The sequence below is a fragment of the Azospirillum palustre genome (assembly GCF_002573965.1).
In the GTDB taxonomy this organism is placed as follows: domain Bacteria; phylum Pseudomonadota; class Alphaproteobacteria; order Azospirillales; family Azospirillaceae; genus Azospirillum; species Azospirillum palustre.
Genome location: NZ_PDKW01000042.1, coordinates 451,187 through 473,157, shown reverse-complemented (window position 1 = coordinate 473,157; position 21,971 = coordinate 451,187). Strand labels below are relative to the sequence as shown.

Genomic DNA, 21,971 nt, shown 5'->3' with positions numbered 1-21,971 from the left:
GGCATGGGAACGGGATGGAGGGAACCATGGCGGAAATGCCCATGGCCGGTGGCGGTTCCGCTCTGGTCTGCATCGTCGACGACGATGCGGAGGTGCGCATCGCGATGGAAAGCCTGCTGCGCTCCACCGACCACCGGGTGCTGGCCTTCGCGTCGCCGGAGGAGTTCCTCGCCTCGGCGGAGGCTGCCGGCGCCGCCTGCCTGTTGCTGGATGTCTATCTGGACGGCGCCGACGGGTTGGAGGTGCAGCAGGCGCTGCACGACCGCGCCATCTTCGTGCCGGTGGTGCTGATGACCGGTCAGGGCGACATCCCGATGACGGTGCGCGCCATGAAGGCCGGCGCGGTCGATTTCCTGACCAAGCCCTTCACCGAGGACGAGGTGTTGCAGGCGGTCGGCGAAGCGGTGGCGCTGGATCGCCGCCGGCGCTCCGAACGCGGCGAGGACGACGCGGTGCGCGGCCTCTATGGCAAGCTGACGCCGCGCGAACGCGACGTGATGGCCCTGGTCACCGCCGGGCTGATGAACAAGCAGGTGGCGGCGAAGCTGGAACTCAGCGAGGTCACGGTGAAGATCCACCGCGGCAACCTGATGCGCAAGATGCACGCCCAGTCGCTGGCCGACCTCGTGCGGATGGCGGAAATCCTGGGCGTGCGCGAACGCACCGTCACCCGCTACAGCGTGGCGGGCTGAGCCGGCGCGGCCAGGGATTGAGCAAGCGGCAGCGAGAAGGACAGGCTGGCGCCCTGCCCGTGGTTGGCCGCCCACAGCTTGCCGCCATGATCCTCCACGATGGTCTTGCAGATCGACAGCCCGAGCCCCATGCCCTCCTCCTTGGTCGAGAAGAAGGGTTCGAAGATCCGCGCCAGCAGACCGTCCGGGATGCCGGGACCGGTGTCGGCGATGGTGAAGGTCACCGCCTCCCCGTCTCCCGCCGTGGCGGCGATGGTGATGCGGCGTTCCGCCGATTTCGCCCCCTGCATTGCCTGGCCCTGCATTGCCTGTATGGCGTTGTAGGCGATGTTGACGATCACCTGCTGGATCTGCGTGCGGTCGCCGACGATGGCCGGCAGATGCGGCGGGACATCGACCGCGATCCTGGTTTTCTGGCGATAGGCCTCGTGCTCCACCAGCGTCACCGCGTCGGCGATGCAGTCGTACGGCTTCATCGGTTCGGTGACCAGTTCGCCCCGGCGCGCGAAGGACCGCATCTTGCCGACGATCCGCACCGCATGCTGCGTGCTGGCGGTGATGCGCTTCAGGCTGGTGGCCACCTCGTCCAGGTTGGGGGGCTCGCGCGACAGCCAGCGGGTCGCCGCCGCGGCATGGCTGGCGATGGACACCAGCGGCTGCGACACCTCGTGGGTCAGCGACGCCGCCAGCTCCCCCACCAGCGACAGCCGCCCGGCATGGCTGAGATTGGCCTGGGACGCCATCAGCGCCTCCTGCACCCGCTTCAACTCGCTGATGTCGACGGCGAAGAAATAGAGACGGCTGTAGGCTTCCGGGGCGGCTGGCCCGGCCGGCAGGCTCGCCCGCCACAGGATGGGGACGACACGGCCGTCCTTGGTATTCAGCACCCGCTCGCCCTGGCAGACGCCGTCGCCGCGCACCATCGCCCGGAAGACCTGGGCGTTGCTGGCGGGATTGGCCGGCAGCCGGACCCGCGATTCCCGCAGGAAACTGTCCTTGTCGCGGAATCCCAGCAGGTCGAGCGCCGAGCGGTTGGCGTCGAGGATCCGGTGGAACCGCCGCACGTCGAAGAAGAATTGCGGGTTGTCCTCCAGAAAGCGGTCGAAATCCGTCACGCCGCCGGCGATCACCTCGTCGACGGCCTGCTTCACTCCCGACCAGTCTTCGCACAGGATCGAAATGGGCGAGATCTCGAACAGGTCCGCATGCCGAAGGTCCATCGCTCGCAACCCTTCCCCACTGCCGTACAGATCGATGGCCCGCCGCCCTCGCCTGCCCTTCGCCATCTATAGGAAACTCTTGGAAGGACTGCAAATTTGTCCCGATTGTCGGCTTCGGGCAGTTTCCGGTCTTTCAGTCTTCGGACGGTTCGGCGCCTTTAATACCTAGGGATGGATACGAGACCGGCGGACGGCGGGCAACAATGGGAGCCAGCAGACTCCCCCAAAACCAACTCCGCGACGGAGACCGCCATGACCACCCTCCATGTCAATGGCCGCGCCTATCAGGTGGCGGTCGAGGACGACACGCCGCTGCTCTGGGTCCTTCGCGACACGCTGGGGCTGACCGGGACGAAGTACGGCTGCGGCATCGCCCAGTGCGGCGCCTGCACGGTGATGATCGACGGCACCGCCACCCGCTCCTGCCAGGTGCCGGTGGACAGCGTCGGCAACGCCGACATCCGCACCATCGACGCCATCGAGGAGGACCCCGTCGGCCGCAAGGTGGTGGAGGCCTGGGTCGCCGCGCAGGTTCCGCAATGCGGCTACTGCCAGTCGGGACAGGTGATGGCGGCGACCGCCCTGCTGAAGCAGACGCCGCAGCCGAGCGACGGCGACATCGCCGACGCCATGACCAACCTGTGCCGCTGCGGAACCTACAACCGCGTCGCCGCCGCCATCCGCCAGGCCGCCGGCTGAAAGGAGCACGCATCATGGACCGCCTGCTCACCGCCGCCCCGATCACGCTGAAAGACCCGCTCGACCTCCGGAGCGAGGCGCGGTCCGCCGTCGCGCTGATGACGCCGGACGGCGTCTCCAACCTGTCGCGCCGCGCCTTCCTCGGCTTCGGCGCCAGCGCCCTGGTGCTGGGCGCCCTGCTGCCGCCGATGCCGGTCCGCGCCCAGACAGCTGCTGCCGCCGCCGCGGTCAAGCCGGGCTCCCGCATTCCGGCCTTCCTCGTCATCGGCAAGGACAATGGCGTCACCCTGCTCAGCCCCTTCGTGGAGGGCGGCCAGGGCATCAACACCGGCCTCGCCCAGATCGTCGGCGAGGAGCTGGACGTCAACCCGGCCCGCTTCACCGTGGACTGCGCCCCGCCGGGGCCGGATTACGCCGTCATCAACGGATTGCGGATGACCGGCGGCAGCTTCTCCACCCGGTCCAGCTATCCGCTGATGCGCCGGCTGGGCGCCACCGCCCGCGACATGATGATCCGCGCCGCCGCGGCGAAACTGAAGGTCAAGCCGGAGAGCCTGACGACGGAGGACGGCGTCGTCCTCCATGCGGCGAGCGGCAAGCGTCTGTCTTATGGCGAGCTTGCCCCCGTCGCGCTCGCCCTGCCGCCGCGCGACGACGTGGCCCTGCGCGATCCGGCCAGCTTCCGCTACATCCGCCAGCCGGTGGCGCGGCTGGACGTGCGGGCGAAATCGACCGGCAAGGCTGTCTACGCCATCGACCAGAAACTGGAGGGCATGCTCTACGCCGCCGTCCAGCATGCGCCGAACCAGGGCACGACCGTCCAATCCATCGCCAACGAGGCCGCGGTGGCGGCGATGCCCGGCGTGCATTCCGTCCACAAATTGCCGGGTGCGGTGGCGGTCGCCGCCGACAGCTGGTGGCGCGCCCGCAAGGCAATGGAGACGCTGTCGGTGGCCTGGACGGCCCCGGCCGCGACCGGCCTGGACACGGTGGCCACCGATTACGCGTCGGACGGGATGCTGGCGGCGCTGAAATCCTCCAGCGGAGCCGGCCTTCCGGCGGAATCCGAGGGCGACGTCGCCGCCGCCTTCGCCAAGGCCGCCGCCAATGGCGCCAAGGTGATCGAAGCCGAATACGACGCCCCCTATCTGGTCCACGGCCAGCTGGAGCCGCCATCCTCCATGGCGCGCTTCAACCCGGACGGCACGCTGGAGCTGTGGGCGCCCAACCAGATGCCGGAGCTGTTCCAGTCGGTCGCCGCCCAGGCCGCCGGGCTGGCGCCGGAGAAGGTCATCCTGCATTCGCCGATGCTGGGCGGCTTCTTCGGCAGGCATTTCCTCTACGGCAGCGCCAACCCCTTCCTCCAGGCGATCCAGCTGGCGAAGGCCACCGGGCGGCCGGTGAAAATGCTGTGGTCGCGCGAGGAGGAGTTCCGCATGGACGCCTTGCGCCCGCTCAGCCACAGCCGTTTCCGCGCCGCCCTCGGCGCTGACGGCCGCCCCACCGCGATCCAGGCGCGCACGGTGGGCGAAGGGCCGCTCGGCCGCTGGTTCGGCGCGGTCTTCAAGGACCCCGTCGACAGTTCGGCGGTGGAGGGCATCACGGAAAAGCCCTACGCCATTCCCAACCGGCGGATGGAATACGTCAAGTTCCCCCACCCCGTGACCATCGCCTTCTGGCGCTCCGTCGGCCACTCGATGAACGACTTCTTCTATGAAGGGTTCCTCGACGAGATCGCCGATGCCGGCGGCCAGGATCCCTTCGCCCTGCGGATGGAACTGCTGAAGGACAAACCGCGTCATGCCAAGCTGCTGGAAACCGTGGCGGCGATGTCCGGCGGCTGGAAGCGCGGCCCCTATGAGGTGAACGGCACCCGCCGCGCCCGCGGTGTCTCCATGGCCTCCCCCTTCGGATCGGAGACCGCGACCATCGCCGAGGTCTCCGTCCAGGGCGGCGAGACGCAGGTCCACAATATCTGGGTCGCCTTCGATCCCGGCAGCATCGTCAATCCGGCCATCGTGAAATCGCAGGTGGAATCGGCGGTGGCGCTCGGCCTGTCGGCCACGCTGTTCGAAGAGCTGGTCTACAAGGACGGCGTGCGCCAGTCGCACAATTTCGACGATTACCCGATCCTGTCGCGCCGCTCCATGCCGGCGGTGCATGTGGAGATCGTCGAGAGCGGCGCCCCGATGGGCGGCGTCGGCGAACCGGGCCTGCCCGGCGTTCCCCCGGCGGTGGTCAATGCGGTGGCGGCCCTGACCGGCCGTCACATCCGCAGCCTGCCGCTGGCGAAGACCAGGATCGGCGTCTGAGGATCGGAAGCCTCTCCGCATGGCGTGAATGTCTGGAAACGTCGTTTCCATGACATTCACGCCGTCGGGCACCCGTCCTAGACTTGCGACATCCGCCAATGTCCGCCGCCGGTCGATGGACGGGGCGCAAACGCCCCGCGACCGGTGCCGCCCGGACTGGCCCCGCACAGGAAAGCTTCCATGGCACCCACCCTTCATAGCAGGGCGCCGCTCTATTGGCTGGCGCTCGGGTCCTTCGCCGTCGGGACCGAGAGTTTCATGATCGCGGCGATCCTGCCGGACATCGCCGCCGACCTGTCGGTCAGCGAGCAGGCGGCGGGCCAGCTGGTGTCCGTCTTCGCGTTGACCTATGCCGCCAGCTCGCCGGTGCTGACCGTCCTGACCGGAGCCGTCAGCCGCCGCCTTCTGCTGATCGCCACCATGCTCGCCTTCGTCGCCGCCAACATCGTGGCGGCGGTCGCCGGCAGCTATGGCGGGCTGATGGCGGCCCGTGTCCTGCTCGCCATGGCGGCCGGGCTGTTCGTCCCGAACGCCAATGCGCTGGCCGGCATGCTGGTGCCGCCGTCGGAGCGGGGACGCGCCCTGTCCATCGTGACGAGCGGCCTCAGCCTCGCCATCGTCTTCGGCGTGCCGCTGGGCGCCGTCGTCGGCCATACGCTGGGCTGGCGCATGACCTTCGCCGGGGTCGCCATCCTGTCGGTCGCGGCGGCGGCCGGACTGCTGGTCGGACTGCCACGGGCCATCGGCTCCGCCGCACCGGTGGTCGGGCTGCGCGAGCGGCTGGGGGCGCTTGCCAATCCGGCGGTGCGCCGGCCGCTGGCGGTGACCACCCTGTGGGCGATGGGGCCCTTCACCGTCTATCCCTACATCGCCTCCTACCTGCAACGGGTGACCGGGCTGGAGGGTGCCGCGGTCGGCTTCGCCCTGTTCGCCTGGGGCCTGTCGGCTTTCATCGGGCTGACGGTCGGCGGACGGCTGACCGACCGGCTGGGCGGTGCCCGCATCGTCGGACTGACCCTGCCGCTGATCGTCCTGGCCCTGGCGAGCCTGTCGCTGACGGCGGAGCTGCTGCCGCCGGCCCTGACGCTGGTCCCCGCCTTCGCCGGCATCGTCCTCTGGGGCTTTTCCGCCTGGGCCTTCTATCCCGGCCAGCAGGCCCGGCTGATCGGCATCACCGGACCGAAGCACGCGCCGGTCATCCTGTCGGTCAACGCTTCCTTCCACTATTTCGGCTTCTCGGTTGGCGCGGCGCTCGGCTCGTTGGTGCTGAGCGTCGCCAGCGTGCGGGAACTGGGTTGGGTCGGCGCCCTCTGCGTCACCTTGGCCTGCCTGCTGGAGTTCGCCCCGGCAAAAGCGCCGCGGATGGCCGACGCCCCGGCCCAATGACATCGCCTCAATAGAAAAGGCCGCCGGACGAAAACCCGGCGGCCTTTTCTGCGTCATGTCCGATCAGATTGGGCCGATCAAACCGGGCCGATCAAACCGGGATGGGGTTCTCGGCGATGTAGCTGTTGAAGCCCATGACCAGCGCATGCTCGTTCGGGCCGGCATTGTCGCGCATCGGGCGGGCGCTCTCGACGATGGCCTCCTCGGCGTCGGTGCCCAGCGCCGCCATCGTCTGTTCGATGAAGGCGTCCAGCGGCATGGCGCGCGGATCGTCGCCCTTCTTGATCAGGTCGGTGTTGACCCAGGGCGGCGCGATTTCCTGCACGGTGACGCTGGTGTTGCGCAGCATGAAGCGCTGGGACAGCGTGTAGCTGTGCAGCGCCGCCTTGGTGGCGGAATAGACCGCGGTGGTGGCCAGCGGCGTGTAGGCGAGCACCGAGGTGTTGTTGACGATCACCGAGCGCTGCTGCGCCTTCAGATGCTCGATCAGCGCCGAGGTCATGCGGATGGGCCCGAGCAGGTTGGTGGCGATGATCGACTGCGCCTGCGCGTCGTCGATGGCACCGGAGGCGTCGTCGAACGGCATGATGCCGGCATTGTTGATCAGGACGTTCAGCGTCGGATTCTCGGCAACCAGCCGCTCGGCCGCGGCCTGGATGCTGACCGGGTCGGCGATGTCCAGTTCGATGCCCGTCATGCCGGGGTTGGCGGCGGTCACCTCGTCCAGCAGGGCCTTGCGCCGGCCGGCGATGATGACCTGGTTGCCCAGCTTGTGGAACGCCTCGGCCAGACCGCGGCCGATGCCGGAGGTCGAACCCGTGATGAAGATGGTGTTTCCGGTGAGTTGCATGGCCTGATGTCCGTCCGTGTTTGAAAGTGGGCAAGTGAAGGCATTCGGGGAATGGAAGTACTCCCCGGGGAAGATCTGTGCTGGATGATGTGAAAAGCTACCGCACCCGACGTGCGGGCGGAGCCATATCTAGGTATTAATAGCCTCGGCAGAGGCGCGAACCATGGCTGCGACCTACTCCAGCGCCGAAGCACGGCCGGCTTCGACGGCGCGGCGGATCATTTGCGGCGGCTGGCCGTAGGCGCGCAGGAAGGCGCGGCGCATGCGCTCGCGGTCGGCGAAGCCGGTCTCGCGGGCGATGACATCCATCGGATGGCGCCCTTCCTCCATCATCACGCGCGCCGCCTCCAACCGCAGATGCTCGACCGCCTTGGCGGGGGTCTGGCCGGTTTCCTGGCGGAACAGCCGGCTGAACTGGCGCGGGCTGAGATTGGCCGCTGCCGCCAGCTCCTCCACCGACAGCTCGTCCCTCAGATTTTCCTTGGCATGGACCAGCGCCCGCCGGACGCGGTCGGAGCGCGGTTCCAGATCCAGGAGGGCGGAGAATTGCGACTGGCCGCCCGGCCGGCGCAGATAGACCACCAGCTTGCGCGCCACCGCCTTGGCGACCTCCGCCCCGAAATCGTCCTCGACCAGCGCCATGGCGAGGTCGATCCCGGCAGTCATCCCGGCCGAGGTCCAGACATTGCCGTCGACGCTGAAGATGCGGTCCTCCTCCACCTTCACAGCCGGATAAAGGCGCTGGAGGTTGCGGGCATGGTTCCAATGGGTGGTGGCGCGGCGGCCGTCGAGCAGCCCGGCCTCCGCCAGCACATAGGCGCCGGTGCAGATGCCGGCGACCCGGCGCGAGGCGACGGCGGCGTCGCGCAGATAGGCCAGCAGCCCCGGCGTGCTCGGCTTGACCCGCAGCGAACCGATGGTGACGGTCGTGTCGAAGAAATCCTCGCCGAACGCGGCGGTGTCGATGGCGAAGCCCAGCGAGTTGCGCACCGGTCCACCCTGCTCCGACAGGACATGGACCCGGTAGGCAGGGCGGCCGAGCACGAGATTCGCCATCTCGAACGCCGACAGCGCGGCCATCCCCATCACCTGGAAATCGTCGAACACCACGAACCCGATGGTGAGCATGTTCTTCTCCGGCCCGACCTTTGTCCCGTTCCGCAGCCGGCAGGCCCGATGGCCTGCGGCTGGAGCCAGACTATGCGGCGGCCGGCTCGTCTGGAATGTCAAAGATCCGACGATTCCGGACATTGCGGCGTCCGGATATGAGCCCTGAGCCCCGTCCAAAAGGCGCGCGCATCCTTCTATATCGCCACACCTCCGGCGGATAGCGTGACCCGACAAAGCCGGCAGCCGCCACCGCGCGGCGGGCGACCGCAGGAGACATGGACCATGATGCTCAACTGGAACGAATACCGTCAGCAGGTTCTCACCGGTGTCGGCGAAATCGCCAAGCTCAGCCCCGATACGGTCAGGGGCTATGCCGGGCTCAGCGCCGCCGGGCAGAAGAAGGATTTGCTGGGCGCCAAGACGCGCGAACTGATCGCGCTCGCCGTCGCCGTCAGCATCCGCTGCGACGGCTGCATCGCCGTCCACACCGAGGCGGCGATCAAGCATGGCGCCACCCAGGACGAGATCGCCGAGGCGCTGGGCGTCGCCATCGCCCTGAATGCCGGGGCGGCGCTGGTCTATTCCACCCGCGTGATGGACGCCTACGCCGCACATGGCTGACACACCGCAGAGGGCGGAGGGCGGCGGTCCATGATCGCCGGACCGCCGCCCCCTGGCGTTACCGGGCATCCATCCGGTCGGCCCGATCGGCATCGTCGATCCTGTGCTTGTGCCGCCACAGGCGGGGCGCTTCGCCGGTCGCGCGGCGGAAGATGCGCGAGAAATGCGACTGGTCGGAAAAACCGCAGTCGAGCGCGATCTGCGACAGCGGCGTGATGCTGGTTTCCAGCAGTTCCTTCGCCCGCTCGACCCGCCGACGCAGGATATAGCTGTGCGGCGGGCAGCCGAAGCTGTCCTTGAAGCTTTGGCAGAAATAGCCGCAGCTGAGCTTCGCCGCCGCCGCCAGATCGCGGTTGCGGATGGAACCGGCCAGATGGGTGTCGATATAAGCCGTCACCCGCCGCATCTGCCATGCCGCCAGCCCGCTCTTCGCCGGCCCGGACTTCCCGCTTTCAGCCGCCAAGCCGGTATCGTCGCGTCCGGCATCGTCGGGCACAAGAACGGCGCGGTCCCGACCGCCGTCCGACCCTTGCAGCCGCGCCAGGGCCAGCGACAGACAATCCTCCACCGACTGCCGGTCCGGCGCCAGCATGTCGTGCGCAGCCCGCAGCAGCCAGTCCGCCGCTGCGGCCAGCCTGTCGCCGTCGCCGTCCGCCTGCTGCCCGACCGGTTGCTGTCCGATGGCGGCCGGAACCGGCAGCGCCGGACGACGCTGCGGCGTCTCGAAAGCAGCCGAATGCATATCGCTCTCCTGCACGGGGTCACCTTGACGGCGACAGTGCCGGAGGTCCGGGCATGCCGAAACCCATACTCAGGTATCGATCCGCACCGCCCCGCCGGTGAACCGGTGACCGGACGTCGTCCCCCTCGGTGACCGGCCGGCAGTCCTTCGGCGGTCCCTCACCGCATCCCCGCCATGCGGCCCGGCAGCGAAATGGCCGAATTCGCGGCGGTCGGCATGCGGGGCGCCAGCGCCACGAGCACCGCACAGGCGACGATGGCCGGAAAGGCGGTGGAGGCCGTCGGATAAGCAGGAATCAGGTCCGACGCGTTGTTGCCGAGCTGTCCGGCAATCGACAGCAGATGGCTGGCCAGCCATCCGAGAAGGCGCTGGTAGCCCGAAGGAAGCATCAGCAGGTCCAGCACCCCGCGGACGATGGAGCAGCCGGCGCTTTGCAGCTTGCAGGACAAGGTCGACAGGGTGTCGCCGGCGGCGGCGCAGAGGGAGATGGATCGGCTCATGACCCGCGTCCTTTGATCCGGGGGAGAGATTGGGATCGGGCCGGCCGCGAACGAAATGTCGTGCCGGTCAATGCAAGGACGCTAACTGTTCTCCTGATCGTGATAAACAGAGCAAGTTGAAGAAGACTGTTGCACGCAACGGAACGACAGGTATTCCGCTCACCGTTTGGCCTCAATCTCCCGGTCGGCACTGTCCCCGAGATCGATGCGTGTCGCCAGGAAATCCAGAAAGGACCGCACCTTCGGCGGCTGGATCCGTCCGCCGGGGAAAACCGCGTGCAGATCGACATCCGATCCTTTCCAGCCGTCGAGCACCCGCTGCACCTGACCGGCCGACCGGTAGGATCGCATGGCGAAGTCGGTGGCGAGCACCAGCCCGCCGCCGGCCAGCAGCGTCGGGACCAGCATCTCCGGATCGTCGGCCGACATCACCGGGTCGATGACCGCATCCACCTCCCCCGGCTGGCCCCCGTCGCTGCGAAACAGCCGCCAGGCGAAGCCCGAGGGACGGCGGGCGGTCATGTTCGCCAGGGTCAGATGGCGGATCAGCGCGTCGGGATGGCCCGGCAGCCCATGAACGGCACAATAGGACGGTGCGGCATAGACATGGCGGTGCAGGACGCCCAGCTTGCGGGCCGCCATGCTGGAGTCCTGCAACGTTCCCATCCGTATCGCCAGATCGATGTCCCGCGCCACCAGATCGAGATTCTCGTGGCTCAGCACCAGATCGATGCGGACATCGGGATAGCGGCTGCGGAAGTCGGGCAGCAGCGGTGCGATGACTTTCATTCCGAAGGATGGTGGCGTGGTGATCCGCAGCCAGCCGCGCGGCGCGTCGCGAAGCTGGGCAACGGCGCTTTCCGCCTGCTCCAACTCTTCGGCGATCCGGCGGCAGCGGTCGAAATACACCATCCCCGCCTCCGTCAGCCCGATGCGGCGGGTGGTCCGGTGCAGAAGCTGGATGCCGAGCCGCTGTTCGAGATCGCGCACCTTGCGGCTCAGCGTCGTCTTGGGCAGCCGCAGCCGCCGGGCGGCCTTGGTGAAGCTGCCCTCCTCCACGACCTTGACGAAGGCGATGGTGTCGTTCAGGTCCTGCATCCGCCACCCGGCGATTGGATCGGTTTCCGGCACAATGTTGCCCGAGCTTGACGGGTAATCAAGCCCGCCGCCCGGCGCTAGAGTGTGATCGGTTCAAGCGGAATCGCTTGAACCGTGAATCACATGGAAAACCAAAAGCTTAGAGTCTGTCTGGTGCTTCAATAAGCACCAGACAGACTCTAACTGGTGGGCATGCACAGCGGCGGACAACCTCCATCGCCGCCGCACCCGACATCCGGACCGTTCCCAAGGACAGGCAGAATGAAACCGCACACCCTCCTGCTGGCCGCCGGCCTGCTGTTCGCAGCCATCCCGACGGGCCATGCCGCCGACACGGCCACCGCCCAAAATGCCGCCCAAGCCATTCCCCAACCGGCGGCCCAACCGTCTGAAGCCGGACTCTACCGCTTCACCGTCGGCGACCTGCGCATCACGGCACTCAGCGACGGCACCCTGCCGCTCGGCATCAAGCCGCTGGTGAAGGGACTGCCGCCGGACCGGATCGACGCGCTGCTGGCCGAGCGGTTCGAGCGCGACCCGCTGGAAACCTCCATCAACGCTTTCCTGATCGACACCGGCTCACGCGTGCTGCTGGTCGATACCGGCGCCGGCCAGCTGTTCGGCCCCTATGGCGGCAGGCTTCCGCTCAGCCTCGCCGCGGCCGGATACCGCCCCGATCAGGTGACCGACATCCTTCTCACCCACATCCACACCGATCATTCCGGCGGGCTGGCGCTGGACGGGCGGATGGTGTTCGCGAACGCCACCGTCCATGTCGGCCAGCCTGACCTCGATTTCTTCCTCAACCGCGACAACGTCGCCAAGGGATTGCAGCCCCGCCACTATGAGGAGGCCGTCGCCACGGTCGGCCCCTACCTCAAGGCCGGCAAGGTGAAGCCCTTCACCGGAAAGGCGGAAATCCTGGCGGGAGTCACGGCGATCCCCACCCCCGGCCATACCCCCGGCCATGCCTTCTACCGGGTGACGAGCCGGGGCGAGACCATCGAGTTCTGGGGTGACATCATCCATGTCGGGCCGGTGCAGTTCCGGCATCCGGATGCCACCGTCGCCTTCGACATCGACCAGGATGCCGCCCGCGCCCAGCGCCGGGACCGCTTCGCCGAGGAGGCCGACAGCGGTCAGTTGACCGCCGCTGCCCATCTAAGCTTCCCGGGCCTCGGCCGGCTGCGGCGCGACGGCGACGCTTACCGCTGGGTGCCGGTGGAATACCGCAACCGGCAGTAAGGGCTCCCCAGCGCCGGCGGAGCGGAGGCTCAGGCCTCCAGCGTCAGCGCGGCCCCCTCGACCGTGCCGGGCCGCAGCTGCGGTCCGCCCACGCTGCGCAGGCGCAGGCTGCGCCATGCCGGCTGGTAGCCGCCGGTCGCCTTGGCGGAGACCACCATGGCGTCGCCGTCGCGCAGCGCGGTGACGCTGGTCACCAGCCCGGCGCCGTCGCGCCAGCCGGTGGTGTCGCCGTTGTCGTCATAGAGCAGGGCCGTGGCGCCCACCACATCGCCATAAGCGACCAGTTCGCGCTCCGTGTCCGTCGCCGGATCGACACGCAGTCCGGCGGCAGCCAGCGGCAGCAGGGCGCCGGCCCGCACGAACAGCGGCGCACGGCCGAGCGGGGCCGCCACCGTCGCAACGGCTCCGCCCGCATGGTGCGTGCCGTCATGGAAGAGATACCAACCGCCGGGATTCTCCGGTAGCCGGACCGACCGGCTGTCCGCCCCCGGCTCCAGCACCGGCGCCACCAGCAGGTCGGGGCCGAGCATGAAGGCGTCCTCGGTCGCCGCGGCGCCGGGATCGTCGGGGAAATCGTAGAACAGCGGGCGCACCACCGGCTCGTCCGCCTCCGCCGCCCGCCACATCCGCGTGTAGAGATAGGGCATCAGGCGATAGCGCAGGCGGATCGCCTCGCGGATCGGGTCGATGACCTCCGGATGCATCCAGGGCAGCGTCGTGATGCCGTCGCTGTTCCAGCTGTTCATCATGAAGCGCGGCCAGAAGGAGCAGAACTCGACGAAGCGGCAGAGCAACTCCGGCCCGGGGCTAGGCCCATGGAAGCCGCCGACGTCATGCCCGATGTCGAACATGCCGGACAGGCTCATGTTGAGCCCCTGGGTCAGGTTGAAGCGCAGCGTCTTCCAGGCGGTGGCGTTGTCGCCCGACCAGGTCTGGCCGTAGCGCCACAGGCCGGCCGGGCCGCCGCGGGTGATGGTGTAGGGCCGCTTGTCCGGCGCCCAGGCGGCCTGCGTGTCGTAGGCCAGCTTGGTCATCAGCAGCGCCTGCGCCGGCCGCGCCAGCGTCTGCGGGAAGGGACGGCCGTCGCCGGCCGCCACGGCATCCTCGTCCCAGATCTCGTACTCGTTGTTGTCGTTCCACACCGACACCATGCCGGGGGTCAGCAGCGCCGTCTCGATCCCGCTGCGCCACCAGTCGCGCGCCTTGGCGTTGGTGAAGTCGAGATGGTAGCCGAGCCCGTCCCAGAACTGCGCCACCGCCGGCTTGCCGGTCTCGCCGTCGCTCACCAGCCCGCCCACCCCGGTCACCTCCGACAGGCGGGGATGGTCGTCGAGCAGGCAAGGCTTCAGATTGGCGACCGGGTGCAGCCCGGCGGCGTTCAGCTTGCCCAGCGTCGCCGCCGGATCGGGGAACTTGTCGTGGTTCCAATGGAAGGCGTAGCGCCGACCGCCGATCATGGTGTAGCCGGAGCCGAAATGGAAACTGTCGCAGGGGATCGCATGCTCGGCGCAGCGGTCGACGAAATCGGCGATGCGGGCATCGGCATCGGCGGCGTCGGCGATGGCCATCGAGGTGGTGGCGAAGCCCAGCGTCCATTTCGGCCCGAAGGCATGGCCGCCGGTCAGGCGCGAGAAGGCGCGCACCACATCCGGAACGCCGGGGCCGGCGAAGACATAGGCGTCAAGGTCGCCGTCGTCGGCGCGGTAGGAGCGGAACAGCCCGTGGTAATTGTCGATGGTGGCGCCGAGGTCGATCTCGGCAGTGGCGAGATTGTCGTAATAGACCCCGTGCGCCCCCGTCCCCGTCGGCCCGGCGACCAGCAGGAACGGAATCATCTTGTAGAGCGGGTCGCTCAGTTCGGCATCGAAGCCGCAGGGATCGACCGCATCGACGCGGAAGCGGCGGCCGGTGCGGTCCAGCGGGCCGGCCTTGTCGCCCAGCCCGTAATGCCGCTCGTCCCCGCCACGCTCGACGTAATGCGAGAAGGCATGGGTCTTGCGCGAGACGAAATAGGCCTGGGTGCGGCGATCCTGCATGAAGGGCGCGTCTTCACCGGCCCGGTACCAGGCGATGCCGAAGGGCTCCAGCGTCACGACGGCGCGCAGCGTCGTCCCCCGCAGCGTGACCGTGCCCTCGCCTTCCTCGACATCCGCCGCTGGGCAGGCGAAACCGCTCAGATCGTCGCGGCCCCGGCCCTCATAGGACGGCTCGGCCCTGCCGGGCGCCACCGACCAGCCGCGGTCGAGGCGATAGCCCCCATCGCGCCGCATCAGGATGCGGCCGACATCGTCCTCGACGAAACCGATGCGCAGATCGACGCCATGGTCGAGTTCGAACACGGCATAGATGCCGTCGCGCCCAATGAAACGGGCTCGGGTCAGGGCCTTCATGAAGGACTCCGGGCGGGAAGGGGTTCGGAACGGCAGGCGAGGCCCGCGGCGTCGAAACGGTGGAGATGGTCGCGGCGCAGCCGCACCGGCAGCAGGTCGCCGCGGACAAGGCGGCTCTGGCCGTCGCAGCGGATGGTCAGCGGGATGTCATTGGGACCGGTGGCGTAGAGGAAGGTCTCGCCGCCAAGCTGCTCGACGAGGTCGATCCGCACGGTCAGGTCGGCGTCGGCTTCCTGGCAGGGCTCGACATGTTCCGGCCGGATGCCCAGCGTCGCTGCCGGGCCGGCTGCCTCGCCCCGCACCAGCTCCGTCGGCAGCAGGTTCATCCGCGGCGAGCCGATGAAGCCGGCGACGAACAGGTTGGCCGGACGGTTGTAAAGCTCCAGCGGCGTGCCGATCTGCTCGATCCGCCCGCCGTTCAGCACGACGATGCGGTCGGCCAGCGTCATCGCCTCGACCTGATCGTGGGTGACGTAGATCATCGTCCCGCCGATCTCGGCATGGAGCGCGGCCAGCTCCTTGCGCGTCGCCACCCGCAGCTCGGCGTCGAGATTGGACAGCGGCTCGTCGAACAGGAAGATCTTGGGATCGCGCACGATGGCGCGGCCGATGGCGACGCGCTGGCGCTGGCCGCCCGACAGGGCGGCAGGCCTGCGTTGCAGATAGTCGGTCAGCCGCAGCATGCGGGCGGCGCGGTCGACCCGTGCCGCGATCTCCGCCTTGGCGATCCCCATGTTTTCGAGCGCGAAGCTCATGTTCTGGTGGACGGTCATGTGCGGATAGAGCGCGTAGGATTGGAACACCATCGCCAGCCCGCGGTCCGACGCGGCGGTCCGCGTCACCTCCGCCCCGTCGATGCTGATGTCGCCCGCCGTGACCGTCTCCAGCCCGGCGATGACGCGCAGCAGCGTCGATTTCCCGCAGCCCGACGGGCCGACGAAGACCACGAACTCGCCGTCGGCGATGCTGAGGTCGATGCCCTTCAGGACGGCGGTGCTGCCATAGTCCTTGCGGATGCCGCGAAGCTCCAGTCCGGCCATTTATTTCATCCCCGTATTCGCGATGCCGCTGGTGATGAAGCGCTGCAGGAAGGCGAAGACGAGCGCCACCGGCAGCAGGGTCACCACGGTCATAGCGAGCAGATAATGCCACTGCGTCTGCAACTCGCCCTGGAAGGCGTTCAGCGCGATGGGCAGCGTGTGAACCTCGGTCTTGGTCAGGACGGCCAGCGGCCACAGGAACTCGTTCCAGCGCCACATGACCGAGAAGATCGCCAGGACCGCCAGCGCCGGCATCGACAGCGGCATGACGATGCGGGCGTAGATGCGCCATTCCGACGCCTTGTCCATCCGCGCCGCCTCGATCAGGTCGCGCGGGATGGTCAGCATGTACTGGCGCAGCAGGAAGACGCCGGTCGGGGTGGCCGCACCCGGCAGGATCACCGCCCACAGCGAGTCGACGAAGCCCAGCTTGGTGACCACCAGATAGACCGGCGCCAGGATGATGGTGATGGGGATCATCAGCGTGCCGATCACCCCCAGCATCGCCACCGACTTGCCGCGGAACTCGTAGACGGAGAGCGCGTAGGCGGCCATCGAGTTGATGATCAGCGTGATGATGGTCGCCACCACCGTCACCACCAGCGAGTTGCGCAGGAAGCGCAGGAAATCGAACTGGGTCAGCGGGTCGGTGTAGTTCTCGACCGCCAGCGCCATGTGGCGCACCGGCGTCCGGCGGTCGGCCGGCACGCGGATGGTCTGGCCGGGCGCCGCCGGATCGACCATCTGGGCGACGATGCCGACGCGGCGGACCTGCGCCAGTTCGCGGACCGAACCGTCCTCCATCGTCACTTGGAACAGCGGCAGCGGCTGCGGATAGCCCGGAACCGACACCTCGCTCTGCGCCATCGGCAGCAGCGACGGCGGGAATTCCAGCAGGGCCGCCGGCGTCTTGAAGGACGACAGCGCCAGCCAGAGCACCGGCCCGAACATCAGCAGCACGCCCAGCGCCAGATAGGCGTAGCTGGCGACGTCGGTCCAATGCCAGGAGGCGCCACCACGCCGCGCCAGGAGCAGGCGGCGAAGTTTTCCGGTCATGATGCCCTCCGCCGGGTCAGGAAAAGCTGGATCAGGGTCAGGACGAACAGCACGGCCCCCAGCAGCACCGACGCCGCGCCGGCCAGACCGAAGTTCTGCACCTGATTCGCGAAGGCGGTGGTGTAGATGTACTGGACGACCATCATCGTCGCCGTGCCGGGACCTCCGCCGGTCAGCACGAACACCTCGTCGAACACCTGCACCGAGCGGATCAGCACCAGCACCAGCACGACCAGCAGGTTGGGCCAGAGCAGCGGCAGCGTGATGCGGTGGAAGACGCGCCAGGGGCGGGTGCCGTCCATCTCGGCGGCCTCGTAGACGTCGCGCGGGATGGCCTGGAGGCCGGCCAGCAGGATCAGCGTGTAGAAGCCCATATGGGCCCACACCGAGACGAAGACCGCCCAGAACATCGCCCAGCCGGGATCGACGAAGAACAGGATCTTCTCGCCGCCCGCCGTGGTCAGCACCGCGTTGAGCAGGCCGTCACGCTGCAAAATCCATTTCCAGATCAGGGCGACGACGACCGGCGACAGCAGGACCGGGAAGAAATAGACCGCCCGGAAGAAGCCGCGGCCGCGGATGGGGCGGTTCAGCACCAGCGCGGTGATCAGCGAGAACAGCACCATCGCCACCATCTGGAAGACGGTGAAGGTCAGCGTGTTTCCCACACCGCGCCAGAACAGATCCTCCCGGCAGCTTCCGGCCTCCAGATAGGAACCGCAGTCGAGCAGTCGGGCGTAATGCTCCGCCCCGACATAGGGCCGCTCCGACGGGAACAGCCCCGTCCCGCCCGTCACCGAGAAGACGATGTTGATCCCGATGGGCAGGAAGACGAACAGCCCGAAGAAGAGAAGGTTCGGCAGCAGGAAGATATAGGGCATGCGCGCCGCGCCGATCAGGCGCTGGACCGCCCGCATCGGCGGGTCGGTCAGCCGCATCAGGGCGTTGGCGCTGCCCGTGGTGACGGCAGCCGCGGCGGCGGACGGACCGCGCGCGGGGGCGCCGTGCGTTCTCATGGTATCGGTCATGGTCCACCGCCCAAGGTTGGGGCCCGGAATTGGGGGCCCAGGGTTGGGAGAGGAAGGCCGGGCGTTACTGCTTCTTCTTGCGCTCGGCGATCTGCTGGGCGACGTCGGCGGAGATCCGCTGATAGGCGTCGTCCAGGCTCGTTTCGCCGACCACCACCTGACCCAGGCGGCTGATGGCGGCGTTGAAGACGATGCGGCTGCTGGGGTCGCCCTGGATGCGGTAGGCCACCGGATCGAGCTTGCCGACCGCATCGCCGAACACCTTCAGCGCGGCAGCGGCCTGCGGCGAGGCCGACTTGTAGGCGATGCCCTTCTTGGCGAGGCCGATATGGCCGGGCACGAACAGCGTGCGCGCATAGAACTCGCCCGCGACCTCCTCGCTGGCGAGATAGTCGAGCAGGCGCCCGACCTCGGCCGGATAGCTGCTGGTCTTCAGCGCGACGAGTGCGGCACCGCCGGGCATGCCGGAGCAGTTGGCCGGGCCGCAGGGCGTCGGCACCGCGATCCAGTCGAAAGCGTCGCCGATGGTCTTGTCGAACTGCGCGGTCTGCCAGGAACCCGATTCGTAGAAGACGACCTGCGCGTTCTTGAATTCCTCGTTGGCGCCGCGATAGGCGGTGCCGGACACCGCACCCCACAGCTCCTTCGACATCACGCCGGCCTTGTGCCAGTCGACGACCAGCTTGGCGGCGCGCTTGAACCCGTCATCGACCGGCTTCAGCTCGCCGCCGGTCTCGGCCATCTGCGCCCCTTGCGAGACGGCAAGGCCGAAGAAGCGGTGGCCGGAGCGGTCGAAGGCGACCGGGAACGGCGCCTGCACCTTGTCGGCGACCGCCTTGGCCGCCTTGGCCCAATCCTCCCAGGTCGCGTTGGCGCCCGGCATGGCGACGCCCGCCTGTTCGAACAGCGTCTTGTTGACGAAGGGGCCGGTCACCGTCAGCTGCGTCATGTAGCCGGGAATCGCGGTGGTGTTGCCCGGCACCCGCATCCACTGCAGGAACGGCCCGTAATTCTGCTCCCAATAGGCGGCGTCCTTCACATGGGAACGGACATCCAGCAGGTAGGGGGCGAGGCCGCCCATGTCGGTGATGCGGGCCAGATCCGGACCCTGGCCGGAGGCCAGCTGCACCGGCAGCGTCTCGTTGATCGCCTTGAAGGGCACCTGGTCGAGGACGACCTTGACGTCCTTGTTCTTCTCCTCGAACCGGCGGAGCAGGTCGTTCATGACCTCGCCCTCGTTGCCGTCCGAGTACCACATGATGCGGAGCGTGGTTTCGGCCTGGGCGCCAGCGGCCCCGAGGATCGACAACGCCAGCGCACAGCCGGCCATCCATGCTGCCTTCTTCATTGCGTTTCCTCCTTGCGGGGTCGCTTCCGGACCCTCGGTCGGTCCCTGTCCGGACCTGTTTCCTGCCGACACCGGCAGCTCGGCGCAGGCCGGAATTTACCGGCTCCGCTCTTCTCCCTTGAACATGGCAAACGTTTGCCTAAACTGTCAACGGCAATGTTCGATGCACAAATGGAGGGGGCCATGAACGATCAGCGCCGGGAACCGGGACAGGCCTCGGGGCAGGCCTCTGGCCAGATGTCCGGACAGATTTCCCTGGCCGACATCGCGGCCGAAGCGGGGGTGTCCGTCTCCACCGTCTCGCGCATCGCCAACGGCGATCTGGGCCGGGCTTCCGCCGCGACGGTGGCGAAGGTGCAAAAGCTGATCGCGGAGCGCGGCTATCGTCCGAACCCCATCGGCCGCAGCCTGCGCGGGGGCGACAGCCGCCTGGTCGCCATGCTGGCGCCCAATCTCGACAACCCGGCCATGGCCGCCATCGCCGCGTCGACGGAGGCGGCCCTGCGTGCCGCCGGCTATGTGATGATCCTGTGCGACACCCACGACCGTCCCGACCTGCAGGACGAGTATCTGCGCGCGATGCGGTCACGCTTCGCCGAGGGGTTCATCGTGGTGAGCGCGGTCGCCAGCCCCGAACTGGAGGCATCGCTGGACCGGCGCGAGCCGATCGTCTTCGTGAACCGCCGCAATCCCTATGGCGGCGGCCCCTTCATCGGGATCGACAACAGGCAGGCGGGCGCGGACGCCGCCGACCATCTGCTGGCCTGCGGCGTGCGCGCCCCGGCGGTCATCCACCCGGCGGACCTGTCCTCGACCATCCGGGAACGGGTGGAGGGGTTTCTCGACCGGCTGGAGGAGAGGCGGCCCGGCCTGACGGTCCGCCGCTGCGACGGGCCGGGCGGCAACCATCTCGATTGCGGCTATGCCGCCGCGAAACGGCTGACCGCCGATGGCGGCTGGCCCGACGGCATCCTCTGCCCCAGCGACCTGATGGCCTACGGCCTGTTCCGCGCCGCCGGCGAGCAGGGCGTGCGCATCCCGGACGACTGCCGCCCGGTCGGCATCGACGACAACGACCTCAACGACTGGATCGCCCCCTGGCTCAGCTCGGTCAAAATCCCCTACCAGCTGTTCGGCGATGCCGTCGTTGCCAGCCTGCGCGATCTGCGGGGGGGAAACAGCGTCGGGGAGGTATTGCTTCCCCACCGGCTGGTCCGCCGCCAGAGCGACCCAACCACTGTCCTCACTGGGTATAGTCCGGCTTCCCCACCGCGGTCGGGTCCAGCCGCTGGCTGACCAGCGCGGTGAACTGCGACAGTTCGCAGGTGCCGGGTCCGAGCCGGTCGGTGCAGCCGGGAAGCTCCAGCGCCGCCACCCTCGGCCCGGCATCGCCGGTCAGCGGCGTCAGGCCGCGGACCTGATCGGCCGTGGGGGCGGCGAAGGACAGCCGGACATAGCGCTTGCCGCTGGCCCCGTCCTTCAGGCGCTCGAACAGCATCGCTCCGGTCGGCGAGGAGTCGTTGGGCTGCGATCCCTCCATCGCCCAGCCCACCTGCATGACCGCGCGCATATGGCCGATGTTGGTGTCATGCCCAACCAGCAGGGTCAGCTTGGCCGGCGGGGGACCGCCGCTCCCCGCTGCGGAGCTTTGCGGACCGGCGCCCTCGTTCATCGCCGCGACGATCTGCTGCAACAGGAAGGACGCGCCGCGGCGGGCGATGTAGGGCACATGCTCGATCACGTCGTATTTCGCCATGCGCAGGGCCATCAGGTCGCGGACCTCGTCCGCCCCCACCCTGCCCCAGCCAACCTGATCGGCGGCCATGCCCTCCATATATTCCAGCCGGAAGGTCTCGGCGATGGTGGAGGCGAGATCGAGCGGGCCGTCCAGCCCGATGTTGCGCCCCTTGTCCTTCCCCTGGTCGATGGCCCAGGGCAGGTCGATCAGGTGACAGCCCTCGGCCAGCCCCGCCTTCCGGCAGGTCTCCGGACGCGGCCCCGGCAGCACGGCGTCGAGCCGTGCGAACAGCGGCGCCAGTTTGGCCTTGTAGGCGTCGATGCTGCCGCCCATCGCCTCCAGCACGCCGGCCCTGGCGCTGGCGGGGTCGAGCGGCGACAGTCCCTGCGCAATCGGCGCGAACAGCACGTCGCGTCCACCCTGCGGCGGCTTCGACGCCGCCTTCAGGCCGCAGCCGGGAAACAGCCCCTCCAGAATGCCGTTGCCGGTCTCGCGGGTGCGCTGGTCGGTGTTGGCCCAGGCGAAGACGTCGCCGGCCGCCGGACAGCCGCCGGCCGGCAACAGTCCGTTGCCGACGAAGCGCGACCGGTAGAATTGCCCCATCAGCACCGCTCCCTCGCGGCCATGCGGCGTCAGATGCCCGTCCGGCACCGGCCAGGACGGCCAGTCCCTGGTGGAGAGCGGAACGATCTTGTGGGTTTCTGTCGGAGGCCGAACGCCGTGACGGCTGAAGATCAACGCCTTCTCGACGGTCTCGCGGGTCTCCGCGGCCCTTGCCGGCGCCGGTGCCGACAGCAGTCCACCCAAGACGAGAGCGGCACCCAGCAGGGCGGATGTCCGGACCCTGGCTCGCTTCATTGCTTCCTCCACCGGTTTTTTTCGATGTTCGAAGTCCC

At 68.4% G+C, this 21,971-nt stretch carries 19 protein-coding genes; 7 read left to right on the top strand and 12 right to left on the bottom strand.

The window, feature by feature from the left end:
• Positions 1-26 precede the first annotated feature (26 nt).
• Positions 27-692 (top strand): response regulator transcription factor, encoded by a 666-nt coding sequence (locus CRT60_RS19735; protein WP_098738748.1) that lies wholly within the window; start codon positions 27-29, stop codon positions 690-692.
• On the opposite strand, the gene CRT60_RS19730 is transcribed toward CRT60_RS19735, so the two are convergent.
• Positions 674-1,912, bottom strand: a complete 1,239-nt coding sequence (locus CRT60_RS19730; protein ID WP_098738240.1) for a sensor histidine kinase — start codon at positions 1,910-1,912, stop codon at positions 674-676. The genes CRT60_RS19735 and CRT60_RS19730 overlap by 19 nt on opposite strands.
• Positions 1,913-2,164: 252 nt before the next feature.
• Here CRT60_RS19730 and CRT60_RS19725 point away from each other — a divergent pair, with 252 nt between their 5' ends.
• From CRT60_RS19725 to CRT60_RS19715, 3 genes are all read left to right on the top strand, one after another.
• Positions 2,165-2,611, top strand: a complete 447-nt coding sequence (locus tag CRT60_RS19725; RefSeq protein ID WP_098738239.1) for a (2Fe-2S)-binding protein — start codon at positions 2,165-2,167, stop codon at positions 2,609-2,611.
• A 14-nt stretch (positions 2,612-2,625) separates the two neighbouring features.
• Positions 2,626-4,923 carry a xanthine dehydrogenase family protein molybdopterin-binding subunit gene (locus tag CRT60_RS19720; RefSeq protein ID WP_098738238.1) on the top strand — a complete coding sequence of 766 codons (2,298 nt, stop codon included), beginning with the start codon at positions 2,626-2,628 and terminating at the stop codon, positions 4,921-4,923.
• Positions 4,924-5,103: 180 nt separating this feature from the next.
• Positions 5,104-6,309 carry an MFS transporter gene (locus CRT60_RS19715; RefSeq protein WP_098738237.1) on the top strand — a complete coding sequence of 402 codons (1,206 nt, stop codon included), beginning with the start codon at positions 5,104-5,106 and terminating at the stop codon, positions 6,307-6,309.
• Positions 6,310-6,400: 91 nt separating this feature from the next.
• Here CRT60_RS19715 and CRT60_RS19710 read toward each other — a convergent pair whose 3' ends face one another.
• On the bottom strand, positions 6,401-7,159 hold the full coding sequence (locus CRT60_RS19710) for an SDR family oxidoreductase (protein ID WP_098738236.1): 759 nt from the start codon (positions 7,157-7,159) through the stop codon (positions 6,401-6,403).
• Positions 7,160-7,333: 174 nt separating this feature from the next.
• Complete coding sequence (locus CRT60_RS19705; protein ID WP_098738235.1) at positions 7,334-8,287, bottom strand: GlxA family transcriptional regulator; 954 nt, start codon at positions 8,285-8,287, stop codon at positions 7,334-7,336.
• Between the two features lie 264 nt (positions 8,288-8,551).
• On the opposite strand from CRT60_RS19705, the gene CRT60_RS19700 reads away from it, so the two are divergent.
• Complete coding sequence (locus CRT60_RS19700) at positions 8,552-8,890, top strand: carboxymuconolactone decarboxylase family protein (RefSeq protein WP_204562015.1); 339 nt, start codon at positions 8,552-8,554, stop codon at positions 8,888-8,890.
• Between the two features lie 58 nt (positions 8,891-8,948).
• Here the strand turns inward: CRT60_RS19700 and CRT60_RS19695 are convergent, their stop codons facing one another.
• The 3 genes from CRT60_RS19695 to CRT60_RS19685 form a co-directional block, all read right to left on the bottom strand.
• The gene (locus CRT60_RS19695) at positions 8,949-9,632 is read right to left on the bottom strand and encodes a helix-turn-helix transcriptional regulator (protein WP_098738234.1); all 684 of its coding nucleotides are present in this window, start codon (positions 9,630-9,632) and stop codon (positions 8,949-8,951) included.
• Between the two features lie 158 nt (positions 9,633-9,790).
• Positions 9,791-10,132: a hypothetical protein gene (locus CRT60_RS19690; protein ID WP_098738233.1), complete on the bottom strand. Its 342-nt coding sequence runs from the start codon at positions 10,130-10,132 to the stop codon at positions 9,791-9,793.
• A 159-nt stretch (positions 10,133-10,291) separates the two neighbouring features.
• Complete coding sequence (locus CRT60_RS19685; protein WP_098738232.1) at positions 10,292-11,230, bottom strand: LysR family transcriptional regulator; 939 nt, start codon at positions 11,228-11,230, stop codon at positions 10,292-10,294.
• Between the two features lie 261 nt (positions 11,231-11,491).
• Here CRT60_RS19685 and CRT60_RS19680 point away from each other — a divergent pair, with 261 nt between their 5' ends.
• Complete coding sequence (locus CRT60_RS19680; RefSeq protein ID WP_098738231.1) at positions 11,492-12,475, top strand: MBL fold metallo-hydrolase; 984 nt, start codon at positions 11,492-11,494, stop codon at positions 12,473-12,475.
• 29 nt (positions 12,476-12,504) lie between these two features.
• Here the strand turns inward: CRT60_RS19680 and CRT60_RS19675 are convergent, their stop codons facing one another.
• The 5 genes from CRT60_RS19675 to CRT60_RS19655 all read right to left on the bottom strand — a co-directional run bounded on the left by CRT60_RS19675 (position 12,505) and on the right by CRT60_RS19655 (position 19,337).
• Positions 12,505-14,865 carry a glycoside hydrolase family 31 protein gene (locus CRT60_RS19675; protein ID WP_098738230.1) on the bottom strand — a complete coding sequence of 787 codons (2,361 nt, stop codon included), beginning with the start codon at positions 14,863-14,865 and terminating at the stop codon, positions 12,505-12,507.
• A complete protein-coding gene (locus CRT60_RS19670; RefSeq protein WP_098738229.1) occupies positions 14,862-15,905 on the bottom strand; it encodes an ABC transporter ATP-binding protein in 1,044 nt (347 codons plus the stop codon). The genes CRT60_RS19675 and CRT60_RS19670 overlap by 4 nt, the downstream gene beginning before the upstream one ends.
• Entirely contained in the window at positions 15,906-16,961 is a 1,056-nt protein-coding gene (locus tag CRT60_RS19665) for a carbohydrate ABC transporter permease (protein WP_098738228.1), read from the bottom strand.
• Positions 16,958-17,989: a carbohydrate ABC transporter permease gene (locus tag CRT60_RS19660; RefSeq protein ID WP_098738227.1), complete on the bottom strand. Its 1,032-nt coding sequence runs from the start codon at positions 17,987-17,989 to the stop codon at positions 16,958-16,960. The genes CRT60_RS19665 and CRT60_RS19660 overlap by 4 nt, the downstream gene beginning before the upstream one ends.
• Before the next feature lie 64 nt (positions 17,990-18,053).
• A complete protein-coding gene (locus CRT60_RS19655; protein ID WP_098738226.1) occupies positions 18,054-19,337 on the bottom strand; it encodes an ABC transporter substrate-binding protein in 1,284 nt (427 codons plus the stop codon).
• A 183-nt stretch (positions 19,338-19,520) separates the two neighbouring features.
• Here CRT60_RS19655 and CRT60_RS19650 point away from each other — a divergent pair, with 183 nt between their 5' ends.
• Positions 19,521-20,633 carry a LacI family DNA-binding transcriptional regulator gene (locus CRT60_RS19650; RefSeq protein WP_098738746.1) on the top strand — a complete coding sequence of 371 codons (1,113 nt, stop codon included), beginning with the start codon at positions 19,521-19,523 and terminating at the stop codon, positions 20,631-20,633.
• On the opposite strand, the gene CRT60_RS19645 is transcribed toward CRT60_RS19650, so the two are convergent.
• On the bottom strand, positions 20,581-21,933 hold the full coding sequence (locus CRT60_RS19645; protein ID WP_098738225.1) for a histidine-type phosphatase: 1,353 nt from the start codon (positions 21,931-21,933) through the stop codon (positions 20,581-20,583). The two genes, CRT60_RS19650 and CRT60_RS19645, sit on opposite strands and share 53 nt — an antisense overlap.
• Positions 21,934-21,971 lie beyond the last annotated feature (38 nt).

Bases quoted from the DNA above. Each gene is read 5' to 3' on its own strand.
- CRT60_RS19720 (WP_098738238.1), top strand. From the start codon at position 2,626: ATGGACCGCCTGCTCACCGCCGCCCCGATCACGCTGAAAGACCCGCTC.
- CRT60_RS19660 (WP_098738227.1), bottom strand. From the start codon at position 17,989: ATGACCGATACCATGAGAACGCACGGCGCCCCCGCGCGCGGTCCGTCC.
- CRT60_RS19645 (WP_098738225.1), bottom strand. From the start codon at position 21,933: ATGAAGCGAGCCAGGGTCCGGACATCCGCCCTGCTGGGTGCCGCTCTC.
- CRT60_RS19730 (WP_098738240.1), bottom strand. From the start codon at position 1,912: ATGGACCTTCGGCATGCGGACCTGTTCGAGATCTCGCCCATTTCGATC.
- CRT60_RS19695 (WP_098738234.1), bottom strand. From the start codon at position 9,632: ATGCATTCGGCTGCTTTCGAGACGCCGCAGCGTCGTCCGGCGCTGCCG.
- CRT60_RS19710 (WP_098738236.1), bottom strand. From the start codon at position 7,159: ATGCAACTCACCGGAAACACCATCTTCATCACGGGTTCGACCTCCGGC.
- CRT60_RS19725 (WP_098738239.1), top strand. From the start codon at position 2,165: ATGACCACCCTCCATGTCAATGGCCGCGCCTATCAGGTGGCGGTCGAG.
- CRT60_RS19700 (WP_204562015.1), top strand. From the start codon at position 8,552: ATGATGCTCAACTGGAACGAATACCGTCAGCAGGTTCTCACCGGTGTC.
- CRT60_RS19650 (WP_098738746.1), top strand. From the start codon at position 19,521: ATGAACGATCAGCGCCGGGAACCGGGACAGGCCTCGGGGCAGGCCTCT.
- CRT60_RS19665 (WP_098738228.1), bottom strand. From the start codon at position 16,961: ATGACCGGAAAACTTCGCCGCCTGCTCCTGGCGCGGCGTGGTGGCGCC.
- CRT60_RS19690 (WP_098738233.1), bottom strand. From the start codon at position 10,132: ATGAGCCGATCCATCTCCCTCTGCGCCGCCGCCGGCGACACCCTGTCG.
- CRT60_RS19685 (WP_098738232.1), bottom strand. From the start codon at position 11,230: ATGCAGGACCTGAACGACACCATCGCCTTCGTCAAGGTCGTGGAGGAG.
- CRT60_RS19705 (WP_098738235.1), bottom strand. From the start codon at position 8,287: ATGCTCACCATCGGGTTCGTGGTGTTCGACGATTTCCAGGTGATGGGG.
- CRT60_RS19715 (WP_098738237.1), top strand. From the start codon at position 5,104: ATGGCACCCACCCTTCATAGCAGGGCGCCGCTCTATTGGCTGGCGCTC.
- CRT60_RS19735 (WP_098738748.1), top strand. From the start codon at position 27: ATGGCGGAAATGCCCATGGCCGGTGGCGGTTCCGCTCTGGTCTGCATC.
- CRT60_RS19680 (WP_098738231.1), top strand. From the start codon at position 11,492: ATGAAACCGCACACCCTCCTGCTGGCCGCCGGCCTGCTGTTCGCAGCC.
- CRT60_RS19675 (WP_098738230.1), bottom strand. From the start codon at position 14,865: ATGAAGGCCCTGACCCGAGCCCGTTTCATTGGGCGCGACGGCATCTAT.
- CRT60_RS19655 (WP_098738226.1), bottom strand. From the start codon at position 19,337: ATGAAGAAGGCAGCATGGATGGCCGGCTGTGCGCTGGCGTTGTCGATC.
- CRT60_RS19670 (WP_098738229.1), bottom strand. From the start codon at position 15,905: ATGGCCGGACTGGAGCTTCGCGGCATCCGCAAGGACTATGGCAGCACC.